Below are 20,973 nucleotides of genomic sequence, written 5' to 3'. Positions count from 1 at the left end.
TTATTTTTGAGCGATTCTTGGAAGCTTCGCAAATTGTTAAAGATATTGATTGATTTCCTAGTGTTGTATTATGCTGACTTTTTTATTACTAAGTCTTGCTAGTTAATGCATAATTATTTGCATGTTTATGCTTGACACTGAAGTAAAGACTATAGGAGGCGATCTCGCCTAATGCTTTGTCGCCGCAAAAGTTTTGATGAATTCGTAGTCAGCACTTAAGTGCTTTCAAATGCCGGACTGAAGTCCTGGAGGGAAGAGGATAGACGTTACCATCATCTGGAATTCTCAACGTGTGCAGCTGATTAGGCGATCGCAAATATAGTAAGTTTGTTTGCAGCTTGTAGTCTGCTTACCTCAGGGAAACCCAACATCCATTAGCTTTAGATGCCTCTGGATGTTGTTGGAATTTCGATACCTGAGCAATCTACCGTGAAAAGCAAGTTGTCATAAGAGGAAAGCGATGCTTTAGCAAGATAGGTTCCCGCCTGGGGTTACACCAAGCTGCCGGGTATATTGCTCATAGCGTTGGATTCTACTCTGAGCCTGTGGAGTCACCTGCCCTTTGCCACATTCAAGACCGCCATTGATGATGTTGATAGTCATACCGAAGCCGGAATTGCGTATAGCGTCGTGGCACGATGATTTTGGTGGTTGGGGAGTCATCCAGAACCACAAGGCGGTTGCAAAGGAAATGGAGCTATCCCTGGCAACCAAATCGGGGTTGTTGAGCAGATCGATGCCGAGGGCTGCCCCGCACGCACCATAGTTGTAGTTCCACGACAACTGGATTGGGCCGCGACCGTGATAGGTTTTACCTGGCGCACAGGGATAAGTACCTACCTGACAGTAATGCGGCCAATTGGCTGTGTTCTGTTCTTCTATGTATCGTAAATCCCCAGTTTCGTGGGCAATATTAGCCAGGAAAGCGGCTGCCTCCCGTTTACGTTGTTCGTCTGATCCTTCATTGCAGAAGCTGGGATATTTCTGTGTGGCTGCCACCAGTCCGCCGTAGGAGTAAAAACCGTCCCGATTTGGGAACAGAGCCTCGAAGGTTTGGCGCGACACAATACCCGCAAAAGCACTGCCAGTAGGAGGAGGGAGAGTCCCAGATTCGATGATGATTGAGGAAGTCCGATCGTTGAAGTCGTCACCCACATAAGGCGTATCAGCCGTAAACGTCTTGTTTGTGCCACTAAAGTGAGTATCACTGTAAAGTGTTACCTTCATTCCTACAGGAATCTTCAACGAACTGATACTATCGTTTTTAATCTGCCCCCAGTCATATTTTCCTATACCTAGAGCTTGGCTAGCTCCGCGATATTGAGAGTCATCGTAGACGACTACGTTGCCAGTATTTGGCGAAGGAGAATCAACTGCCAGAATTTGCAGTTGTTGACCAATTTGTAAACTTTGAGGCTGAATATTACCGTTAGCAGCAGAGATTTTTGGCCACTGATTCCCATCACCATAGTATGCTTGAGCGATGTCAAATAATGTGTCTCCAGCTTCTACGGTATGGGTTGTTGGAGGATTTCCCTGTTTTCTAGCCATAATTTTTCCTTTCAATAACTTAAATTAATCAATTTCTAAGGGATGGGATAGCGCCAGTTGATGGCACAGGATTAGATGCCCAGTTTGGGGTCAGACCTTACACCAAACGGCCTGTTAAACTGGGTGTTTCTTGACAGCAGTCGCTAGGGGACATATTGCCCAATAACGTTCCCTTGAGGGCTGTAGCGGCAGACTAGAAACTCGTCCTGACCGTTATTAGCGATCGCGCATCCCACATGGGTGGTAGAGCGCCAAATCATTTGCGTATAGTGTCCAATTACACCTCCATCAAAACCCACGCCCGTAAATGCTCCAGGCACAAAGGATTTCTTCTCACTGCCCCAATCGTCAACCATGCGGGTTAAGCTAAATGCACCTGGGGGGCTACCTCCAAACAAAGATTCTCCTTGACCGGTACCCTCGCTGTGGATTAGGTTGAGTCCTCCCAGAGAAGCAAGGTAATCAGCCCAAGGTTGAGCATCCGCCGCTAAGGAGTCTGACCATTGCAGAGATGGAACTCCCACTTCGGCGCGGTAGCGATTGTGAGCAGCCAAAATTTCTTGGGCGAAAGCGTTCGCTGCTCCTGGTTCAACTGAAATGGCAGTACCATCCCACGCCTTATGGTTCAGCGATCCGGCTGTATCGCTCGTAAACACATCTAAGCGACCTGGTGCCCAAGAAGCAGCACCAACCCCGTATCGACAGTCGCCACCGAGATTTTCCCAGCCACTCCAGCCTGAATCCCAGGCGATGTGATAGGTTGCATTATCAGTCCCAATCCCAAATGCATCGATGCGATTGCCTGCCCAGGAAACAGCAGCAGGTGCAGAAATAAAGTTACCCCCTAACGTTTCCCAGTCGCTCCACGCGCCATCCCATGCCTTATGGTATAGAGATCCGTCCGTTCCGATCGTGAAAATATCTAAGCGATTAGATGCCCAAGAGGCAGCAGCCACCCCATACCGACTGTCGCCACCAAGATTTTCCCAGCCACTCCAAGCGGAGCCATCCCAGGCGATGTGATAGGTTGCATTATCAGTCCCGATCGCAAACACATCAATGCGGTTCTCTCCCCAGGAAACAGCAGAGGGTGCAGAAATGAAGCGACCCCCTAACGTCTCCCAGTCGCTCCACGCACCATTCCATGCCTTATGGTATAGAGATCCATCTGTTGCGATCGTGAAAATATCTAAGCGATTAGATGCCCAGGAGGCAGCAGCCACCCCGTACCGACAGTCGCCACTGAGACTGTCCCAGGCACTCCAGTTGTAACCATCCCAGGCAATGTGAGAGATTGTATTGCCAGTATCAATTACAAATGCATCAATGCGGTTCTCTCCCCAGGAAACAGCGGCAGGTGCAGATGAGCAGACCCCGCCTAAATTGTACCAATTGGTCCAGGCCATAATTAACTTTCCTTTGCTATTAATGTAAGTTGATTTTTCAGTAGAAAATTGCGATTAAGACTGTTTTCCTTCAGTTGTATGTATTATGCTGAATTCTTGATTACGAAGTCTGGCTAGTTAACGCATAGTTATTTGCAGGTTTATGCATTGGCTGAACTAGGAATAAGTTAGCGTTAAAAAATTCTTTTCTTTTTCCTTTCCCACACCTCTTGAGCCTAATGCTCAGGGGTTACACTTAACGAGCTTGCAATTAGTGGTAATTTCCGCTTTTTCTTCGATACTAATAGTTGCACTTAACTCTTGTTTTTGTCAACTAAAGATTGCATAATATGTCCAGCCAAGAACAGATAAAAGAGGTTGTAATGTTACCACTAACTGAAGTGGTATCTATTAGATGGACAAAGGAGCGCGGGCAGAAAATGCGCTCATTGCGTGGTGATATGCCATTAGTAACTTTATCTAAAAAGCTTGCTGAATATGACGTAGATATGTCTCGGCAATATTTGAACCGGATGGAAACCTTCACAGAGGTCAAAAGTGCTTCCCCAGAACTCGTTACTGGCTTATGTAAAGTATTTGGCTGTACCTTGGCTGAATTACTGTGTTTGAAAGAAACCAAAATTGTGCAATTAGGGGTTGACAAATGCAACTAAAGGTTGCACTATATTGTTAGGGAGAGCAAGAAGGAGTCAGGAGTCAGAATCAATCAGTTGGGGATTCAAACCTGCGACTGATTGAACGCAAGTGCGTCTCTATGAGGGAGAAGAGCACCAAATTTTCAATTTGATGGGGGTGCAAAAACGCTGTTTCGCTCTAAGGGTGACGCTCTTGCGTCGCTCTAAGCGTAAAGCCTACGGCATAGCTTCGCTTAGGGCGCAGCCGACGCACCAGAAGGCTTTACGCTGTGCTAACGGCGGTTCCTTTAAGTGGGAGAACCAGACTGCCGAACCAGTCGCACAGAATACAAGCAAGAGAATTCTGGCTCCTGACTCCTGACTCCTGAATTCTGTTTAGGTACCCACAAAACCCAATGCCACCGGGATTAGCAGCCGGAAGCCAAACTTGTAATGCTCAAGCCACCGGAGATGATTCCGATGACCTAACTAAGTCTGAAAAATTGGTTATTTATCGAATATACACCCGTAATTCAAAGATTTGTACAGCTTCGCTGATTCTGTTGTGAGAGCGTTTCATTTGTACAGCGCTCTTTTGTACAACATCAAAAACAAAGGCGATCGCTCTAGCCTGAGAAACTTTGCGATCGCCTTTTTCCTATTACGGAGATTTTCATTATGACCCATACAACACCTGCACAGCAAGCAATTTTTGCTTCTTTTGCTGTTGACGAACAAGCTCTAGCTCAAGCCCAACTAGAGCAGCACATCACACAACAGGGTGAAGTTTTAGCACCTGAAGAATTTAGAGTTGTCGAAATCACCTGCTACGACTACGAAATCTACGTTAGCGACAAACTAATAGCTAGCATCACCTACGACCACGACGAATTTATAACCCAACGCTGGGTAGTCTTGGTGAACTCAACCGAAGTACACCGTGCAAACAGCTGGGCCAAGTGCCATAGCCACATCGCCTGGCACTACAAGCAAGGCACACTGCCTGTGCAACAAAAAGAAGCACAGGGGCAGAGGTGCAGAGGAGCGGAGGGGCAAGAATCTTTCTCCCCTGCGCCTCTGCTCCCCTGCTCCCTTGCTTATTGGGCCACTGGTAACGAAGTCATGGCACAAATTGCTGTTGAGTGCGAAAAGTTTGGCTTTGAACTTCTCGACGATGGCATTTACAACAACGACAAAAAGCTAGGCTCGGCAGGATGTACTGACGGTCGCTGGTGGGTGAGAAGAGCATCATCAGACCATCAGCAGCAAGTACCCTGTGATTCTGCATTCGATGCCGTGTGGTCGTTGTCGATGGTCGAAGTATTGCCTAGTCTTGAAACTAGGTCTTGCGAGGAATTGTTGGATCAGCCGTTTGATCAACTGACAACTGAGGAATGGAAGCGGCTGATGGAGTACAGGCCACTTCCAGAGAGTATGGTGTTAATCGCGTAGTTTAAGAGAGAATATGGTGGGCACAATCCGCCCACCACCTCCATATCATCACAATAAGTCGGACGTGAGAAGTCCTATTAGATTCATTCAAAAGAGTTAATCATAAATAGGAGTCAGAAGTCAGAATACAGGAGTCAGAATACTCCACCCATGTTCACGAAGTGTTCCCGTAGGGTAGGGATGGAGTTTTAATTAGTCAGAATATTTTAATTCTTTTCGCCCACAATTCCACTCGCTTTTAAACCAATATTCATCCGCCAGTCGCACAGAATTCGATTCTCAATTCTGGCTCCTGATTTCTGAATTATTCTTATTAAAAAAGTTTGGGTTTAAATCAACGAACAGCGCTGAATCAATTTCAATAAGATGAAAATTGACAAGTTATGCTAATTCCATTCTGACTCCTGGCTCCTGACTTCTGAATTCTAGCCAAACTGAACTGGATGATTTCTAATTATGGCTGAAATAAAACTCGGATTAGGTAATCCACCACAGCCAATTTACATGTACGTGAAGAAATTGGAGGTTGATGGTAGGATTTATGCTTGGTATAACTGTGAAATTGAACAAGATAAAAAGATTCCTGTGAGCCAAAGAGCATTAACAGGTTATGTTTTGGAGCTAAGACTAACAGATAAGGATTTCAAAGGCAAGGACAATTTAAAATTAGATATTGTTGTGCAAGCCGATGAAATCTATATCGTCCGCAGTGGCATTGAAACCAACTTTGCAAAATCATTCTTATTAGCTGCATCTGTTGTTAAAGATTTTACTCAGCCTTTAATCATTGTTGCTACTCCTGGTGATGAAAATTCAGTGTTCTGCAATCTTTATGACGCTATAACTAAAACTCGCATTCGCCGAGAATGGAATCCTAACGCTGATTGGGCAACAATTATTCGTGATGTTCAATCTCAGTTAACTCCAACTTCAGATTCAGTCGATTATGTTCAACCTGTACCACCACAATCAAATCCAAAGCAAACTACTGTAACATCTGCAATACATCCTCAAGATTTACGGGTAAAACAAATTCGTAAATTATTAAACTACCCGCTTGATTTAATCAAAGAATGGTTACATTTCCAAGATGTTAGTAGTCCCAGTCAACTTCATCACAGTAAAGTTGATCAAGCTCGAACATTGCGTGGTAAACGCCCAGAAGAAGCGAAAACTGAGTTTGAATATTCCAAGCAGTTTACATTAGGTGGCAAACCCAGTGGCAGCATTGACCTAACACAGGCATTGTGGCGGGATTATAAGGTCGCAGGGATGAAAGAACGACACACAGGCGGTGCAGTTGCTTTGTTCTTTTGGATTTTTGACCTGACAACCACCTTCGTTGGACGCAACCCTTTCGCCTTCACCAACCCCAGTACTATTCTTGCCTGCCTTGTCTACAACTTAGGCTCAATGATGGCTGGCGAAATTGGCTACACCATCTGGAAATTAACCAAATGAAGAAGAATCCAGAAGTCACAAGTCAGGAGTCAGAAGTCAGGAGTCAGAAGTCAGGAGTCAGAAGTCAGGAGTCAGAATGCAATTAGTGGGGGATTCAGATAGTGGGGAATTCAGACCCGCCACTAAGTTGTAGACCGCTAAATTAAAAATTTAGCGGGGGTCTTAAACCCACTTATTCAGACGCTCTCTACGAGACGCTGCGCGAACGAGGACTCGCTCTAAGCGTAAAGCCTACGGCATAGCTTCGCTTAGGGCGCAGCCTCTCCGACAGGAGAAGCTATGCCGTTGGCGTTCGCGTAGCGTGTCGCAGACAAGCCTCTCGTTCGCGTAGCGTCTCCCCTTGGGAGAAGAGAAGGCTTTACGCTACGCTATCCGCCAGTCGTACAGAATTCATACTGAATTCTGACTCCTGACTCCTGAATTCTATTTTGATAATCAGTATTGGTGAAATCTATGGATTTTCTCAATTATCAACCAGACCCTGCATCTAATCACAACCAGGCTAATCAGGAAAACCGAGTACCATCTTTAACTACGCTAGAAACTGCCCGGCTCAGAGAAGATTATCCTTCAATTGAACACCTGGAAGCGGGAAATGTTGCTGCTTGGTTAGTTGAACGCACTGATCAGCTATTAATTAGAGCCAAAGATGAGCGAGCCGGGATGAATCTCTCGAAACTCATCACTCTTGCAGGTGGGGCAATTGGAGCGGTATGTTATGCTACCAGTCCTTTGGCACCCATCGGTGCGTTGATTGCCAGTGCTGGGTATGTTTGGGCGGTTGCAACTGACATGAATGCTTCCCATCAGTTTGCCCCCATACCCTTCATTAGAGGTAACTTCTTTGAGTTTTTATCAGCGATGGGTGATAGTCAAGCCAGAGAAGAATGGTTCTCAAATCAAAACGAATTTGTTGACTTGATGCATCATTTAGAACCCTGCGAGCGTTATGAATTTGCCATGCTCAGACAGCACACCCATACCTTAACTGAGTTTATTAATATTGTGGAACCTGGGAAACGCTTTTACGCTTACCGATATTTGCTTGATTGCTTTGTTAATTTTCGTGGTGTTTTCCCCACATTTGACCAACTCAATCAGCATCTTGCCAAAGTTTCAGTTGACCCTAGAGTTAACTACCACCACGTTCAAGCTATTCAACAAATACGCCCACCACAATTAGAGGCTCCCCAAATCAACTTACCACCTCCACCTATTGCTCACTTACCTTTAGCTGCACCAACAACTGATTTACGGCTTGGTATTTCTTACTCACCAACTTCAGACACTAACACGCACATTGATGAATACAGTCCCCAAATACCGCAAACACTTGATGTGATTGAGAAGATGTCACAACGGATTTCTAACCATTTAATTATTGGTATTCCTGGGGCTGGCAAAGGTTTGCTTGTGAGCAACGCTTTGCGGCGAATTACAGCAATTTTCAGGTAATTGAACCACAAAATCGGTAAAGTAGATATGAAGTGATTGTTTGATTCGATGCCAGTATCTTACTCAGGGGATTTGCGCCGTCGTGTGATTGCAGGGTGGGAAGCAAAGGAAGGCTCTCAACGCCACTTAGCTCAACGATTCAAGGTAAGCTTGTCATTTGTACGAAACCTACTGCGTCATTATCGTCAAAATGGAGAAATTGAAGCGAAACAACGTGGGGGACACCAAAAGCCAACGATTCAAAACGAACATCTCATCCTGATTCAGTCTTGGGTGGAAGAAAAAAATGACTTGCTACTAAGAGAATTATGCGTAGGCGTAGCCCGCCGCAGGCATCGCTTTGCAGAAAGTACAGGAGTCAGGGTCAGCATTCCCACAATGCACCGCGCTGTAGAAAAATTGGGCTTACGTTGTAAAAAAAAGTCTTTACGCAAGTGAGCAGGATACTCCACGAGTACAGGAATTACGACATGACTATCGTCGGTGGTTAGATAAAATTGACGTGCGAAATCTGGTATTTGTCGATGAAGCTGGACTGAATTTGTCAATGTCGCGCTTGTTTGCCAGAGCAGTAGACGGAGCACGAGCAGTTGGCAGTGTTCCTGGAAGTAAAGGTGGAAACGTTTCTCTGATTGGTGCTTTGAACCTTGATGGGCTAGTCGCTTCAATGACTGTGCCTGGAAGTACAAATACTGAGGTATTTCTGACCTATGTGACTCAGATATTAGTACCTCAGTTGTGGAAAGGGGCAATTGTTGTCATGGATAATCTTAAGGTTCATCACGCCCAGCGTGTCAGAGATGCTATCGAGTCAGTCGGTGCAAAGGTCAAATTTTTACCACCCTATTCTCCTGACTTATCTCCGATAGAGCTTTGTTGGTCTAAACTAAAGCAATTTCTCCGTTCCTCTGAGGCCCGTACCCTTGAATCACTCGACCAAGCAATGGCTGAGGCTGTAAATTATATTACTGAGGATGATGCCTTCGGTTGGTTCAATCACTGTGGTCTATTTACTTGAAAATTGCTGTAACACTGAGTAAAGGTGACATCAATCGCTACCGCTTGCAAGCAGATGTGGGGTTTGGTGCAGCCGGAGATTTTCCATATGTGCGTCCTTCTGGGGTGTTTGGTAAGGCTAAACCTGTGTCGGCAGAGCAGTATTATTTCGGTAGTGGGTTGATTAATGCTGAGGCGGCTGTGGCTCAAGTAAAGCGATAGTTTGGAATTTTTGTGAGGCGATCGCACTTCACTCATAAATTGCGATCGCATCTGCATATCCCCCACGCCAGTTCTTGCATCCTTTGAGATAGTCTGAGGTGGGAATTCTCAGGGCGGACTGTTCTGACCAGATTTTTTAAAATAGCTTGAAGCCGAAGTTATTGAGAGTCTCTCGTAAGTTTTTGCATCCCTTGAGATAGTCTAAAGTGGCGATTCTCAGGGCAGAATGTTCTGACCAATCACCAACAACATTCATGTTTTGTTCGGTGTAGAACTGTTTCATAATATCGTTGTAATGAGCGATCGCATCTTCTTGTTCTGCTAATTTATAGGTTTCTCGATGGAAAACCGCCGACTGTGGTAAACGCGGCTTCACTGCTGGTTGGACTTCCGGATTAGGATAACCTAGACACTGCCCAAATACAGGAAACACAAAAGGTGGTAAATTCAATAATGTGGCGACTTCTTGGGTATTATTGCGAATTGCGCCAATATATACTGTTCCCAAACCCAAGGATTCTGCAACTACAGTTACATTTTGCGCTGCTACGGAAGCATCAACGATGGCTTTTACCAATAGTTCTACATATTCCAGCGCCACATTATCTAATCCGCGACTGTCAGCAATATGAGCCAAACGACCTAAATCTGCTAACCAAACTAAGAATACAGGCGCTTGTTTGACTTGGGCTTGATTATTAGACAGTCTGTATAATTCATCTTTGCGCTGTTCATCTTCCACCGCTACCACACTCCAGCTTTGCAGATTGGCGGAAGTCGGCGCAGATTGAGCCGCAGCTACTAGCAACTCTAGGATTCCCGGTGGTATGGAATCGGGTAAATAAGACCGGACTGAACGATGAGATAAGATTGTCCCTACAGAGTCATTCCAGGGAATATTGTCATCGAAGGGAATTTCACCGTAGCGCGATCGCAGTATTTCTATCGGATTAGTCATAGTTAAAACTCCAAATATTTCGAGATTGCAAAAAACTCCATCAAAGCAGCACTCAATCAAAAATTCTCAGCGTACCTCTGTCTTGAAAAGTTTCCTACGCCGGGAAACCCGGCTTTCCTTCGGAACGCTTGCGCGAACGAGGAACTTTTCGCTGCTTGTACCTTCGCGTTCCTTTGCGTTAAACAAAAAAATCACTCAACATTCCGAAAGAAAGCAACTCGTAAAGCTAATCGACTCTCAGATGCAGGAGTATTTAGTGGCGTTACCATGTGCCAAGAATTTTCTGAGCGCACAATGACCACAGACGAATGACTTAGAGGTAAAATATCTTTAAAGGCTGATTCTGGTCTGGAATTTTTGAGAATTCGCAAACAGCCGCCCCAATCTCTAGACCATTGTTGATTGAAAAATAGCAGATGAGTTAAGACTTTATTCGGTTCGTCTGTGTGGGGAAAATGTTGGTGTCCTGACTTATATTGCCGAAATCCAATATCCATCACACAGTCTTTGAGGTCTAACCCTGACATTTCTGCTAAGGCGGTGCGGTAAGTATCAGTCCAGAGTCCTTGTATTAACTGTCGCCAGACATGATTCAGATGTCTCAAATCACTGGTAAGTCGTCCTTGTGCTAGACGCTGTCGCCAGCGATCGTCCTTAACCCTGTTTTGTCACTCTGGCAGTAGTATAATAAGGTAAAAATGCTAGAACCAAGACACAGAGCATGGTACAGCCCCGTCCAGCCGCACCAACAGTCAAATTTGTGGACGAATATTGCCAGTGGTATAAAAGTCTGTTTCCAGATGTTAGGAGTTTCGAGGCTTTTAAATATCTCCATGTAGGCTGCATTTCTGATCTAAAACGTAAAACATTGCCAGAAATAGCAAAAATCGTAGGATTAGATAACCAGCAAGGGTTGCATCATTTTCTAACTACATCACCTTGGGATATAGAAAAGTTAAGAACCTTAAGGTTAGAGTTAATTTTACAAGTGCTAAAAGGTAGACCAATCATTTTAATTATTGATGAGACAGGGGATAAAAAGAAAGGGAGCAAGACAGATTATGTGAAACGGCAGTATATAGGAAATTTGGGAAAAACAGATAATGGAATTGTGGCAGTGACAGTATATGGTGTTTTCTGTGGGATGACATTTCCATTACTGTTTGAAGTGTATAAACCCAGGGAAAGATTACAGGCAGGAGATAAGTACCGCACTAAACCAGAAATAGCAGCAATACTGATAAAAAAGCTACAATCAATGGGTTTTAAATTCAACTTAGTACTTGCAGATAGCTTATATGGAGAGAGTGGTAAGAATTTCATATCTGTATTAGATGAACTAAACTTGAACTATATAGTAGCGATTCGGTCAAATCATTATGTAGAAATACTTCCACGACAACATATTCAATATTTAAAGTGGCAGAAGTTTCAAAGGGTATTCTCTGACTTGAGTCGGGAAAATCGATTTATTAGAGAAATTATTCCGGGAAAACGTGGAGAACTTAGATATTGGCAAATTACTACAGATCCAGAAAATTTGCCTGATAACACTACTTGGTATGTGATGAGTAAATATCCAGACATTACGCCAAGAGAAGTTGGAAATTTTTACGGTTTAAGAACTTGGGTCGAGTACGGGTTAAAACAAAGTAAGAATGAATTAGGTTGGTCAGATTTTCGCCTGACTCACTACCCAGATATTGAGCGATGGTGGGAAATTATTTGCAGTGCTTATTTAATGGTTAGTCTGCATTCGGAGCAACTGTTTCAGTCTCCATCACAACGAGAGTCAAAATTTGTTTCACATCCTTGGTGGGATAATGGAAATGGCTGGAAGAACATTCTTAACAATCTTCGTTTGATTATTCAACCTTTTACTTTATTTAATCTGATATATCCCTGGTTAACGGTTTTTCCTATTCCTCAATTAGCTTTGGGTTTTTTTAAACTTCAATCTATTATTTATAGCCTCACCAGTTCAATTTTTATATCCCTGATTCACCCTGATTTCTACTTTTCCTCTGCCTAGAGTGACAAAAGAGGGTTAAATTTGAGCATCAAAGGAATATCTTGGCTAGAGGCGAGTATCTTTCCCCAGTAATAGCCATATCCTTCTCCTGTTGACAATTGAAACTCTCGGTGGGGAAAACTTGCAGTTAGTTCTAAGCTAGCTTCTGGTGAAAGCAAATTTTTCACCAAAGCCCAGTTATATGGAACTGTTTGCATGACAGCAGTACGGATGAATTGAAGATTTAGCATGATTCCCAAGGATGTGACTCAATGAATAAACTGAAAACAAAGCGTAAATCTGTTTACGATCGCATTTTGCACACAGCGTCAGATTTGTTTTATCGGGAGGGGATTCGCAATGTTGGAATTGACAGAATCATTGCGGAATCTGGCGTGGCGAAGATGTCGCTGTACAATCATTTCAAGTCTAAAGATGCTTTGATTGAAGCATGGTTACGCCAAGAGCATGAACAATGGTGTCAATGGCTGAAAACCACCGTTGAACAACAAACTACCGATCCCACTAAACGCTTGCTAGCTATATTTGATGCTTTACGAGAATGGTTTGAAGGGCCAGATTTTCGGGGTTGTGCTTTTATGAATGCCTCAATAGAATTAGCTAATCCTGACCATCCTGGCTATCGAGTTGCTTTAGAACATCAACAATCGATATACCAATATATTCTCCAACTTGCTCAAGCAGCAGAAGTTACATTACCAGAACAATTAGCTAGACAACTGCTGTTGCTCGTACAAGGTGCGATCGTAGTTGCTTTAATGGAAGGAAGTTGGTCAACTGCATCTCAGGCGAAAAAGGCGGCGGTAATGCTAATTCAGACAACATCAAAATCTTGAAAAATGGTAATCGCATCAGGTTTATCATACAAAAAGGCTGTGAAATTGGGGTAAATCTATGCGAATTCATTGCTTACAACATGTGCCATTTGAAGGACTTGCTAGTATTGCACAGTGGGCGACACAGCAGGGTCACATTATTTCTGCAACTCAGTTTTATAACGGTGATAATTTACCATCTGTTGATGACCTAGATTGGTTAATAGTCATGGGTGGGCCGATGAATATTTATGAGTATGATCAATACCCTTGGTTGAAGACAGAAAAAGATTTTATTGAAGCAGCAATTCAGAAAAATAAAGTAGTCATTGGTATTTGTCTAGGTTCGCAGTTAATCGCTGATGTTTTAGGTTCTAAAGTATATCAAGGTCGAGAGAAGGAAATAGGTTGGTATCCCATTACTCTGACTCCAGAAGCCCATAACTATTCTGTCTTTGCATCATTTCCCCAGTCTTTTAATGTGTTTCATTGGCATGGGGATACTTTTGATTTACCTCCAGGTGCAGTGCGAATAGCTTATAGTGAAGTCTGTGCAAATCAAGCTTTTATCTATGGTGATCAAGTATTAGGGTTACAATTTCACCTGGAATCAACAAAGGAAAGTGTTAGCCAAATTATTGAAAATTGTGCTGCTGAATTGGTGTCAGGTAAATATATTCAAAAAGCTGAGGAAATGCTGGCAAGGGATGATGATTTTAGCAAAATAAACACTTTTATGTGTCAAATTTTAGATTATTTTGCTATCTCTACTAACTAATATGTAGAGGACGGTGTGTTACGCCAAAGGCTAACGCACCCTACTGGCTGTTATGATAAATGAGATTTCCATTTGTCTGTAATTTTGGTTGCTGATTTTGATAACCTTTTATCCGAAAGTTCGGCAATATTAATCATAAAAATAGCTAGGAATAATCCTAAAAATACAGATGCAAGGCTATAAAATAGCTTTACTTGCATTGTTGATTGGTGGGGATTAAAGACATTTCCGATTAACAGAATATTGCCGATGATGATGATGCCAATCCATAATAAAATTATTAAACATAACAGACCTGCTGTTAGTAATAGCCATGTGCCGATGTCAAAATAAATAGAAAAGTTTGATAAAATTGGTAATTTGCTAAATTTCATTTGTCACCCTAGATAGTCAATATTCAGAAGTTAATTTAAGTGTTTAGCCGCTAAACAAAATGTACATCTGTAGGGCTGAATGCCAGCTTAATTTTTCCATGACGATAGATATTTTCGGATGTATAACCCCGGCGTAATTTGGCAGTCAAAATTTGTTCTCCCAGTTGAAAGCGAATAGTATCAGTGCCTATCCCACGTAAAATTCTCTCTACTCGTCCTTCTAGTCTCACGACTCCTGGCTGGTAGGGAATTGAAGAATTTGTATGATCAAGATAGAAAGCATCACTCGATAAACAACAGGCTGTGATGGGTGTTTTAAGTTCACCAGGGTAGAAAAACTCTAGACTGTTTGCCAGCTTAATTAAATAACCGCGATCGCCTGGCTTAATCTTACAGGGAATGATATTATCCATGCCCACGAGTCTGGCAATTTGCTGATTAGCTGGTCGGCGGATCAGGTTTTCTAATTTATCATCCTGAATAATACAACCATCAAATAGTGCGATCGCGCGATCGGCAAAATTCAAGATATCAGTAAAGTTGTGGCTAACTAATATCACAGCCGATCCTCTGTCTTGCGCCCATTGTCTAATTTTTTCGATAATTTGCGGACGGATTGCCACATCTAAGGAGGCTGAAGGCTCATCTAATAGCAGTAATTCGGAATCAGCTACTAAACCAGAGGCTATACAAACTCGTTTACCTTCGCCACCAGATAAAGAACGAGCCGACCGATTTGCTAAGTGTTCGCAACCAAAAGTCTCTAGTGCAGTGTATACCCTTTGTTTAATTTGGTGTTTTGGAACTCCGCGAAACTGTAAGACTCTGGCAACATTATTAAAAACTGTGTCATCTAATAGTAATGTCTCTTGAAAAACCAGAGCCGAACGACGACGCAAGTTTGTTTGATTGGCATAACTGGCATCTTGACCAAACAATTGTATTTGACCGCGATAAGGCTGCAACATATTGATTGTTCTTAACATGGTGCTTTTGCCAGCACCATTAGGGCCAAGCACAGCGACTAGTTCCCCAGGACGGACAGCGAAATCATCAATTGTCAGGATATTTTTGCGGGTTTTGCTATCGACTTTTACCTGATGCATATTCAGGACATACTCGTTTACACCCCCCAAATTTTTCTGTCGTCCTACAGCAGAGGCGACAAAGGACTTGAAACCAGTAATTTTGATCATAAAACTTTCTTTTCGTGCTGCAAGATAGTCAGCAATACAACAATGCTGTAGGTAACGATCAGGAGAATATATGCGATCGCCATTGCCACATCGAAATTACCTTTTTCGACTTCGGTGACAATCGCTGTAGTTAAAACTCTTGTCTGTCCTTTGATATTCCCGCCTACCATCATCGAGGCCCCAACTTCGGAGATGACACGACCAAAACCTGCAATTACTGCGGCTATTAATCCTAACTTTGCTTCCTTGATCAGCAATAAATTAGCTTGCCAAGGTGTTGCCCCCATTGATAGCAGTTGCCAGCGAAGTTTAGGATTAATACTGAGAATGGCTGCAAAACTAAAGCCAGCGACAATGGGGAAAGCAATCAATGCTTGGGCAACGATCATTGCTGCGGGTGTATACATCAGTTCTAAATCGCCCAAAGGGCCAGACCGCCACAAAAACAAGCTAACGACTAAGCCAACTACGACTGGTGGTAATCCCATGCCAAAGTTAACCAAGCTATTTAATATCTGTTTCCCGAAAAACTCTGTTAAAGCTAACCACAATCCCAAGGGTACACCCAGCACAACACTAATAGCCGTCGCTGTTCCAGATACTAGCAAAGTCATCATCATGACCTGGAGAACGTCGCGATCGCCCCTTGTTAATAACTCAATAGCTCTGATTGCTCCTTCAATGATTGTATCCACAGCTCAATTTTGGTAACCCACTAGAGTAATTTATTTCCAGGCTTCTTCTGAGTGCTGCTCGTAATCATTGTAAGCATTCACTAGACCCTTGAGAACTTCAGCTGTAGTCTCAAAAAGGGCCTGAGCCTTTGGATCTTCGATTTTGGTAATATCTTCACGCAAGTGTGCGATTAGATCGTTCAACTTCCCTTTGATTTTTGCTGTGTGATTGTGTGGATCACTTTTGGGCTTTTGTTCGATTGTCATGAATTTACTCCTAGTATAGAAAAGAATGAATGATTGATACTATCCCTGTTCTGTCACTCTCCGAAAACATTTGCCATTTCTGAATTATGCGAGCTTTTATCTACCAAGGGTTAACACGGGGTGAACGAAATTTTGTGTGGGATTTCTGGCTAAGTATCCAAAAAATGACTCTCCACACTCCCCACACTCCCCACACCTCCCACACCTTTTTTCGCTCACCCGTTAACACGATTTTTTTCTAATAACAAATACAACACCCATTTTTTCCTAATAGGATAGCTTGTATTGATTGCCTGATGAGGCTTCTAGCGATTAGCCTTCCGGAGAGTGACAAAAGCGGGCTATTCTTTGATATTTAAGGTTATCTAAAAACCGTAATCTTTCTCCGTCTTACCTCCATCAACAATAAACAGTGGCTGTCCAAACTCTTTTCTCGCGTGATCTGCAATTATTTTCTGTCCTTCAGAAGATAAAACAAAATCAATAAACGCTTTAGATCCCGCACTATTAACTTTGGGGAACTTTTGCGGATTTACTTGCATTACATGGTAGAGATTTAATAATTTTCTGTCTCCTTCTACTAATACCTGCAAAGCTGAAATATTTTTCTGTTGAAATATATATGTTGCTCGGTCTACTAAGGTATATCCTAATTTTTGGTTAGCTACTTGCAAAGTTTTCCCCATCCCTGAACCTGTTTGCTGATACCAATCACCAGCAGGCGTGACTTTCGCCTGTTGCCATAAATCTTTCTCAAGTTTATTAGTACCTGAGTCATCACCCCTGGAGATGAATAACGCTTGGTTTTTGGCAATCAAGTTAAAGGCTTGCACAGCATTTTTGTTTCCTTTAATCTTGGCTTTATCAGCAGATGGCCCCACAATCACAAAGTCATTGTGCATAACTAAGCGGCGATTGGTTACAGCACCACCTTGCAAAACTTTGCGTTCAGCTTTCGGTGAATTAACAAATAGCGCGTCAACTTCGCCTTTTTCAGCTAAAGCTAAAGCCTGTCCAGTTCCAACTGCAACCTTTTTGAGTATATATCCCGTTCTCTTTTCAAAAGCTGGAACTAAATCATCTAAAAGTCCACTATCTTCTATGCTGGTTGTCATAGCAACTATGACATTTTTCTTAGTTGCTGATTGTGCATTTGCTGGTTGTTGTCGGACTAGTAAATTACCAGCACCAGCACTCATAACCGACAAGCAACAGGCCAAGCCTATAATGATAAACCTTCTTTTAATCATAGAACCTCTGAGGATTTACACGGATGATGCCCAATTATTTAGCCAAACGATAATTTGGTTTAATTTTCGGATTTTTGAGAAAGGAGATGAGCGGGATATTTATTCTGAGAATCTGGTTTTTATTAATTCAGCAAGTATTGATCGCACGGTTAATTTTACCGTCAAGAAAATCTAATTGCGATCGCACTAATGCAAGTCACAAAATACTTACATAATTGCTGTATTGGTGCTATTTTCAAGTGTTCTTTGATCGTCACAAAGTCGGCTCGCGAAAGAGGAATATTATCTTCCCTAATATCGGGAGAATATAAATACATCTTTTTTCTTCTAACTTAACGCAAGTATAGCATACATCATGCAAAAATACCTTGCAAAAATCGACTTTTTACACCTGATATATTTTCAATTAATGTATAAGCATATACAGATTTTTCTGTCTTTCATTCTATTATTCCAAGTTTGATAGAGTAGAGTGATAAAGTTAGCGATTGTAGGATTTTTTTGTCTAGAAAATTTTGCCAACTGTTTGCTAAACACATCATATTTTGAATTTTGAATTGATTCATTTCTACCGACTTACTTATGAAATCGATTGAGTGATAAATTTTATGATGGAAGACAAATTAGACCGTGCAAAAGCACCGCCCATATCTTGAATATCAATTTGCCGACAGTCTAACCCCAGCCTTGGAAGAGTTTACACATTTGCGATTACTTCCCCAATATTGCTGATGTCATAGCCACCGAGAACCTGTAAATGCGATCGCACTACCTGATGTCCCAAGATATTGATAAATTGCTGTACTGGTGATTGTTCCAAATATTCTTTCAGAATCACCAAGTCGTAGCGCGCTTGATGTAAAGGGATAAATCCCAACCCAAAGGTAGCAGCTATCGATGCTGTACTGATACCTGCATCAACCATACCGGAAGCTACAGACAAGGCAACATCTTGATGGTTGTGGGCGATGCAGTCAAACTTTTTCACGCTTTGGAGTGGTACTCTTTGTTCTTGGAGTTTTCGTTCTAAAAGCATCCGCCCCGCAGAACCCGGTTCCTGAGTAATAATAGTCGCGTCAAATTCTACTAAGTCGGCAACTGTCTTAACGCCCATTGGGTTTCCTGCTGGCACTAACAATCCTTCTTGCCAAACTCCAAGGGAGATGATCATTGCCTTCCTACCAGCTAACGCTGCTCGCACAAAAGGAACGTTATGTTCCCCTGTTTGGGGATCATATAAATGCATTCCCGCAATGTGAACTTCACCCTGGCACAGACTACGCAACGCTTTCATGCTGTGGGCAAAACGATAATTAACTCGCAGTTTTGGATACCAACGTTCCGTTGCCTTTGCTAATAGAGAAAGCACAGGTGTGCAACCAGCAATCACAACCGTATTTTGCAATTTATCAACATCGTCCACCAATCGAACTACAACTTTATTTTTCTCATTCTGCAAGTAACTTTTGTTACTTTTTACAATATCCTGAGATAATGCTAGTTGAGTGATGTTGGGGAACTTTTTTTCTGCCAATGTCTCACCATCAGATGGAATCATTTCCATGCGAAAAGCATCGTTGCCAACTAGAGGATAAGCTATCCATTGCTCTCCAACCTTCGCCAGAGTAACTTGTGATGGCTGTTCGTCAGAGTCCGTCTCAGCAATTATTGCCTCAATTTCCAGGCGATCGCCATCTAGCCAGAACAAGTCTTCAACTTTGCAATCAAGTGCTTTGGCTAAACGCAAGCACATAGCTATAGAAGGAGCATATTGTCCCGCTTCTAGACTCCCAATGGTCTGACGAGTGACACCAACTATGTTAGCCAAGTCTTGCTGGCTTAAATCTAAGCGAGTTCTCATTGATCTGAGATTGTTACACAGACTCACATCCATTTTCATCAGGCTGTATCTCTCCGTTAGAAAAAGCCACAGGGAAAAACTTGACTTACCAAAGCAATAGCAAAGGATTGAGGATTTGATGTGGTTATAGAAACTAGGAATATTTCACTATTTCGCAAGTTTATCATACATAGGGCAAATATTTTTTACAAAGACTAGATGATTTATAATCTAAGATTATTTTAAAATTTATTTTTTATAATTAAAAATGATAAAAATGATAAAAATCTGAGTATTTTTACTAACTCAGGAGGTATTAATAACAAGATTAATTTTGCCGTTAAATGCTACAAATTTAGCGGCTTTATCGCATTTCCCATATATTGAGATGCTGATAATTCTCCTTCTACTCCCTTACTTCTGGGGAACTAGGCTGAGTAATTCTTCAACTGTGAGACTGCGTTTTGTTTGCACAGATTGATGTCGCACAGCATCTAATACCGATTGAATTTCCGTTTGACCGAGGTTGATGCCATGTTGTTGCAGTACACTCAGCAACAAATGTCTGCCAGAATGTTTACCTACAACTAAACGGCGTTCCCAGCCTACATCTTCTGGTGCAAAAGGTTCGTAGGTGACAGGATTTTGCAACACACCATGAGCATGAATACCCGATTCATGTGCAAAGGTATTTTCACCGACGATCGCTTTCCAAGGTGGTACGGGATAGTTGGTGGCTTTGGCTACTAACTGCGACATTTCTACTAGTCGTTTGGTATCTATACCCGTTTGAATTCCGTGGAGATGTTTGAGTCCCATCACGACTTCTTCTAGGGGTGCATTTCCTGCACGTTCGCCAATACCATTGACGGTGGTATTGACTGATACTGCTCCGGCTCTCACACCAGCTAAGGTGTTTGCTAATGCTAGTCCAAAGTCATCATGCATGTGCATTTCTATCGCAATTGATAGATGAGAGACTAAACGACTCACTTTGTTGTAAGTGCTGACGGGATCAAGAATTCCCACTGTGTCACAGAAGCGAAATCGAAAAGCGCCCCATTCTTGAGCAGAATAAGCTACAGACAAGAGAAATGATTCATCAGCTCTAGAAGAATCTTCGCCACCCACAGATACAGATAAACCGCGATCGCGTGCAAAACTGATTGCATCTTTGAGGCGATCTAATACTAGTCGTTTCCGTCCTTGAAACTTGGCATTAATTTGAATATCAGAAACGGGTACAGAAATATGCACTCGCTCTAGACCACAATCTATAGATGCTTGAATATCAGACAAGTTAGCCCGATTCCAGCCAAGCAATTTAGTATTTAATCCCAGATTGGCAATGGTTTTAATCGATTCTGCCTCTTCAAGCCCCATTGCGGGAATCCCAACTTCTAGCTCCTGCACACCTATGGCATCAAGAAGAGTGGCGATCGCAATTTTCTCTTCCACAGTAAAGGCTATACCTGCGGCTTGTTCTCCATCTCGCAGGGTTGTATCGTTAATCTGAATAGCATGGTTGTTCATCATAAAAGTTGCAATCAATTAAGTGAGAGTAAACAAAACTCATGCAAAAAGCGTCACCAAATCTATACAAGGATTTGAGACTCATCCTTGCAGACATTC

At 42.6% G+C, this 20,973-nt stretch carries 23 protein-coding genes and 1 pseudogene; 11 read left to right on the top strand and 13 right to left on the bottom strand.

What is annotated here, in order from left to right; all coding sequences use genetic code 11:
- Positions 1–465: 465 nt before the first annotated feature.
- Together HGR01_RS29760 and HGR01_RS29755 are read right to left on the bottom strand one after the other, a co-directional pair.
- The gene (locus HGR01_RS29760; protein WP_081583912.1) at positions 466–1,551 is read right to left on the bottom strand and encodes a glycoside hydrolase family 19 protein; all 1,086 of its coding nucleotides are present in this window, start codon (positions 1,549–1,551) and stop codon (positions 466–468) included.
- A gap of 143 nt (positions 1,552–1,694) precedes the next feature.
- Positions 1,695–2,957, bottom strand: coding sequence for a CAP domain-containing protein (locus tag HGR01_RS29755; RefSeq protein ID WP_052335092.1), 1,263 nt, complete (start codon positions 2,955–2,957; stop codon positions 1,695–1,697).
- Between the two features lie 329 nt (positions 2,958–3,286).
- Here HGR01_RS29755 and HGR01_RS29750 point away from each other — a divergent pair, with 329 nt between their 5' ends.
- From HGR01_RS29750 to HGR01_RS29715, 8 genes and pseudogenes are all read left to right on the top strand, one after another.
- Positions 3,287–3,610, top strand: coding sequence for a transcriptional regulator (locus HGR01_RS29750; RefSeq protein ID WP_045868584.1), 324 nt, complete (start codon positions 3,287–3,289; stop codon positions 3,608–3,610).
- A gap of 175 nt (positions 3,611–3,785) precedes the next feature.
- The gene (locus HGR01_RS29745) at positions 3,786–3,953 is read left to right on the top strand and encodes a hypothetical protein (RefSeq protein WP_168160936.1); all 168 of its coding nucleotides are present in this window, start codon (positions 3,786–3,788) and stop codon (positions 3,951–3,953) included.
- A gap of 296 nt (positions 3,954–4,249) precedes the next feature.
- Positions 4,250–5,023 carry a hypothetical protein gene (locus HGR01_RS29740; RefSeq protein ID WP_045868586.1) on the top strand — a complete coding sequence of 258 codons (774 nt, stop codon included), beginning with the start codon at positions 4,250–4,252 and terminating at the stop codon, positions 5,021–5,023.
- Between the two features lie 456 nt (positions 5,024–5,479).
- Positions 5,480–6,484 carry a hypothetical protein gene (locus HGR01_RS29735; protein ID WP_045868587.1) on the top strand — a complete coding sequence of 335 codons (1,005 nt, stop codon included), beginning with the start codon at positions 5,480–5,482 and terminating at the stop codon, positions 6,482–6,484.
- A 453-nt stretch (positions 6,485–6,937) separates the two neighbouring features.
- On the top strand, positions 6,938–7,939 hold the full coding sequence (locus HGR01_RS29730) for a hypothetical protein (protein ID WP_052335093.1): 1,002 nt from the start codon (positions 6,938–6,940) through the stop codon (positions 7,937–7,939).
- A 48-nt stretch (positions 7,940–7,987) separates the two neighbouring features.
- Entirely contained in the window at positions 7,988–8,377 is a 390-nt protein-coding gene (locus tag HGR01_RS29725) for a transposase (protein WP_045868588.1), read from the top strand.
- Positions 8,378–8,417: 40 nt separating this feature from the next.
- Positions 8,418–8,957 (top strand): annotated as a pseudogene (locus HGR01_RS29720) (IS630 family transposase); the annotation flags it as partial.
- Positions 8,954–9,157, top strand: a complete 204-nt coding sequence (locus HGR01_RS29715) for a hypothetical protein (protein WP_045868590.1) — start codon at positions 8,954–8,956, stop codon at positions 9,155–9,157. The pseudogene HGR01_RS29720 and the gene HGR01_RS29715, both read left to right, overlap by 4 nt.
- 136 nt (positions 9,158–9,293) lie before the next feature.
- Here the strand turns inward: HGR01_RS29715 and HGR01_RS29710 are convergent, their stop codons facing one another.
- Together HGR01_RS29710 and HGR01_RS29705 are read right to left on the bottom strand one after the other, a co-directional pair.
- On the bottom strand, positions 9,294–10,115 hold the full coding sequence (locus HGR01_RS29710; RefSeq protein WP_045868591.1) for an NADPH-dependent oxidoreductase: 822 nt from the start codon (positions 10,113–10,115) through the stop codon (positions 9,294–9,296).
- A 191-nt stretch (positions 10,116–10,306) separates the two neighbouring features.
- Positions 10,307–10,720 (bottom strand): 2OG-Fe(II) oxygenase family protein, encoded by a 414-nt coding sequence (locus HGR01_RS29705; RefSeq protein ID WP_228045522.1) that lies wholly within the window; start codon positions 10,718–10,720, stop codon positions 10,307–10,309.
- Positions 10,721–10,836: 116 nt separating this feature from the next.
- Here HGR01_RS29705 and HGR01_RS29700 point away from each other — a divergent pair, with 116 nt between their 5' ends.
- Positions 10,837–12,147 (top strand): IS701 family transposase, encoded by a 1,311-nt coding sequence (locus HGR01_RS29700; protein WP_096621593.1) that lies wholly within the window; start codon positions 10,837–10,839, stop codon positions 12,145–12,147.
- Here HGR01_RS29700 and HGR01_RS29695 read toward each other — a convergent pair.
- A complete protein-coding gene (locus HGR01_RS29695) occupies positions 12,144–12,377 on the bottom strand; it encodes a hypothetical protein (protein ID WP_045868593.1) in 234 nt (77 codons plus the stop codon). The genes HGR01_RS29700 and HGR01_RS29695 overlap by 4 nt on opposite strands.
- A 21-nt stretch (positions 12,378–12,398) precedes the next feature.
- Here HGR01_RS29695 and HGR01_RS29690 point away from each other — a divergent pair, with 21 nt between their 5' ends.
- Both HGR01_RS29690 and HGR01_RS29685 read left to right on the top strand, forming a co-directional pair.
- A complete protein-coding gene (locus tag HGR01_RS29690; RefSeq protein WP_045868594.1) occupies positions 12,399–12,983 on the top strand; it encodes a TetR/AcrR family transcriptional regulator in 585 nt (194 codons plus the stop codon).
- Positions 12,984–13,041: 58 nt separating this feature from the next.
- Positions 13,042–13,740, top strand: coding sequence for a type 1 glutamine amidotransferase (locus tag HGR01_RS29685; protein WP_045868595.1), 699 nt, complete (start codon positions 13,042–13,044; stop codon positions 13,738–13,740).
- A gap of 50 nt (positions 13,741–13,790) precedes the next feature.
- Here the strand turns inward: HGR01_RS29685 and HGR01_RS29680 are convergent, their stop codons facing one another.
- The 8 genes from HGR01_RS29680 to nifV all read right to left on the bottom strand — a co-directional run bounded on the left by HGR01_RS29680 (position 13,791) and on the right by nifV (position 20,874).
- Positions 13,791–14,114, bottom strand: a complete 324-nt coding sequence (locus HGR01_RS29680) for a hypothetical protein (RefSeq protein WP_045868596.1) — start codon at positions 14,112–14,114, stop codon at positions 13,791–13,793.
- Positions 14,115–14,164: 50 nt separating this feature from the next.
- Entirely contained in the window at positions 14,165–15,310 is a 1,146-nt protein-coding gene (locus tag HGR01_RS29675) for an energy-coupling factor ABC transporter ATP-binding protein (protein ID WP_045868597.1), read from the bottom strand.
- Positions 15,307–16,005, bottom strand: coding sequence for an ABC transporter permease (locus HGR01_RS29670; RefSeq protein ID WP_045868598.1), 699 nt, complete (start codon positions 16,003–16,005; stop codon positions 15,307–15,309). Before HGR01_RS29670 ends, HGR01_RS29675 begins: the two co-directional genes overlap by 4 nt.
- A 30-nt stretch (positions 16,006–16,035) precedes the next feature.
- Positions 16,036–16,251, bottom strand: a complete 216-nt coding sequence (locus HGR01_RS29665) for a hypothetical protein (RefSeq protein ID WP_045868599.1) — start codon at positions 16,249–16,251, stop codon at positions 16,036–16,038.
- A 365-nt stretch (positions 16,252–16,616) separates the two neighbouring features.
- Complete coding sequence (locus tag HGR01_RS29660; protein ID WP_228045143.1) at positions 16,617–17,450, bottom strand: substrate-binding domain-containing protein; 834 nt, start codon at positions 17,448–17,450, stop codon at positions 16,617–16,619.
- Between the two features lie 212 nt (positions 17,451–17,662).
- Complete coding sequence (locus HGR01_RS29655) at positions 17,663–17,818, bottom strand: hypothetical protein (RefSeq protein WP_155539032.1); 156 nt, start codon at positions 17,816–17,818, stop codon at positions 17,663–17,665.
- Positions 17,819–18,198: 380 nt separating this feature from the next.
- The gene (locus HGR01_RS29650) at positions 18,199–19,401 is read right to left on the bottom strand and encodes a substrate-binding domain-containing protein (protein ID WP_045868602.1); all 1,203 of its coding nucleotides are present in this window, start codon (positions 19,399–19,401) and stop codon (positions 18,199–18,201) included.
- A 354-nt stretch (positions 19,402–19,755) separates the two neighbouring features.
- Positions 19,756–20,874 (bottom strand): homocitrate synthase, encoded by a 1,119-nt coding sequence (nifV, locus tag HGR01_RS29645; RefSeq protein WP_045868603.1) that lies wholly within the window; start codon positions 20,872–20,874, stop codon positions 19,756–19,758.
- Between the last annotated feature and the right edge of the window lie 99 nt (positions 20,875–20,973).

The sequence above is a fragment of the Tolypothrix sp. PCC 7712 genome (genome assembly GCF_025860405.1).
Lineage (GTDB): Bacteria > Cyanobacteriota > Cyanobacteriia > Cyanobacteriales > Nostocaceae > Aulosira > Aulosira diplosiphon.
Note: the sequence above shows the minus strand (reverse complement) of the source record. Positions and strands in the feature narration are given on the sequence as shown.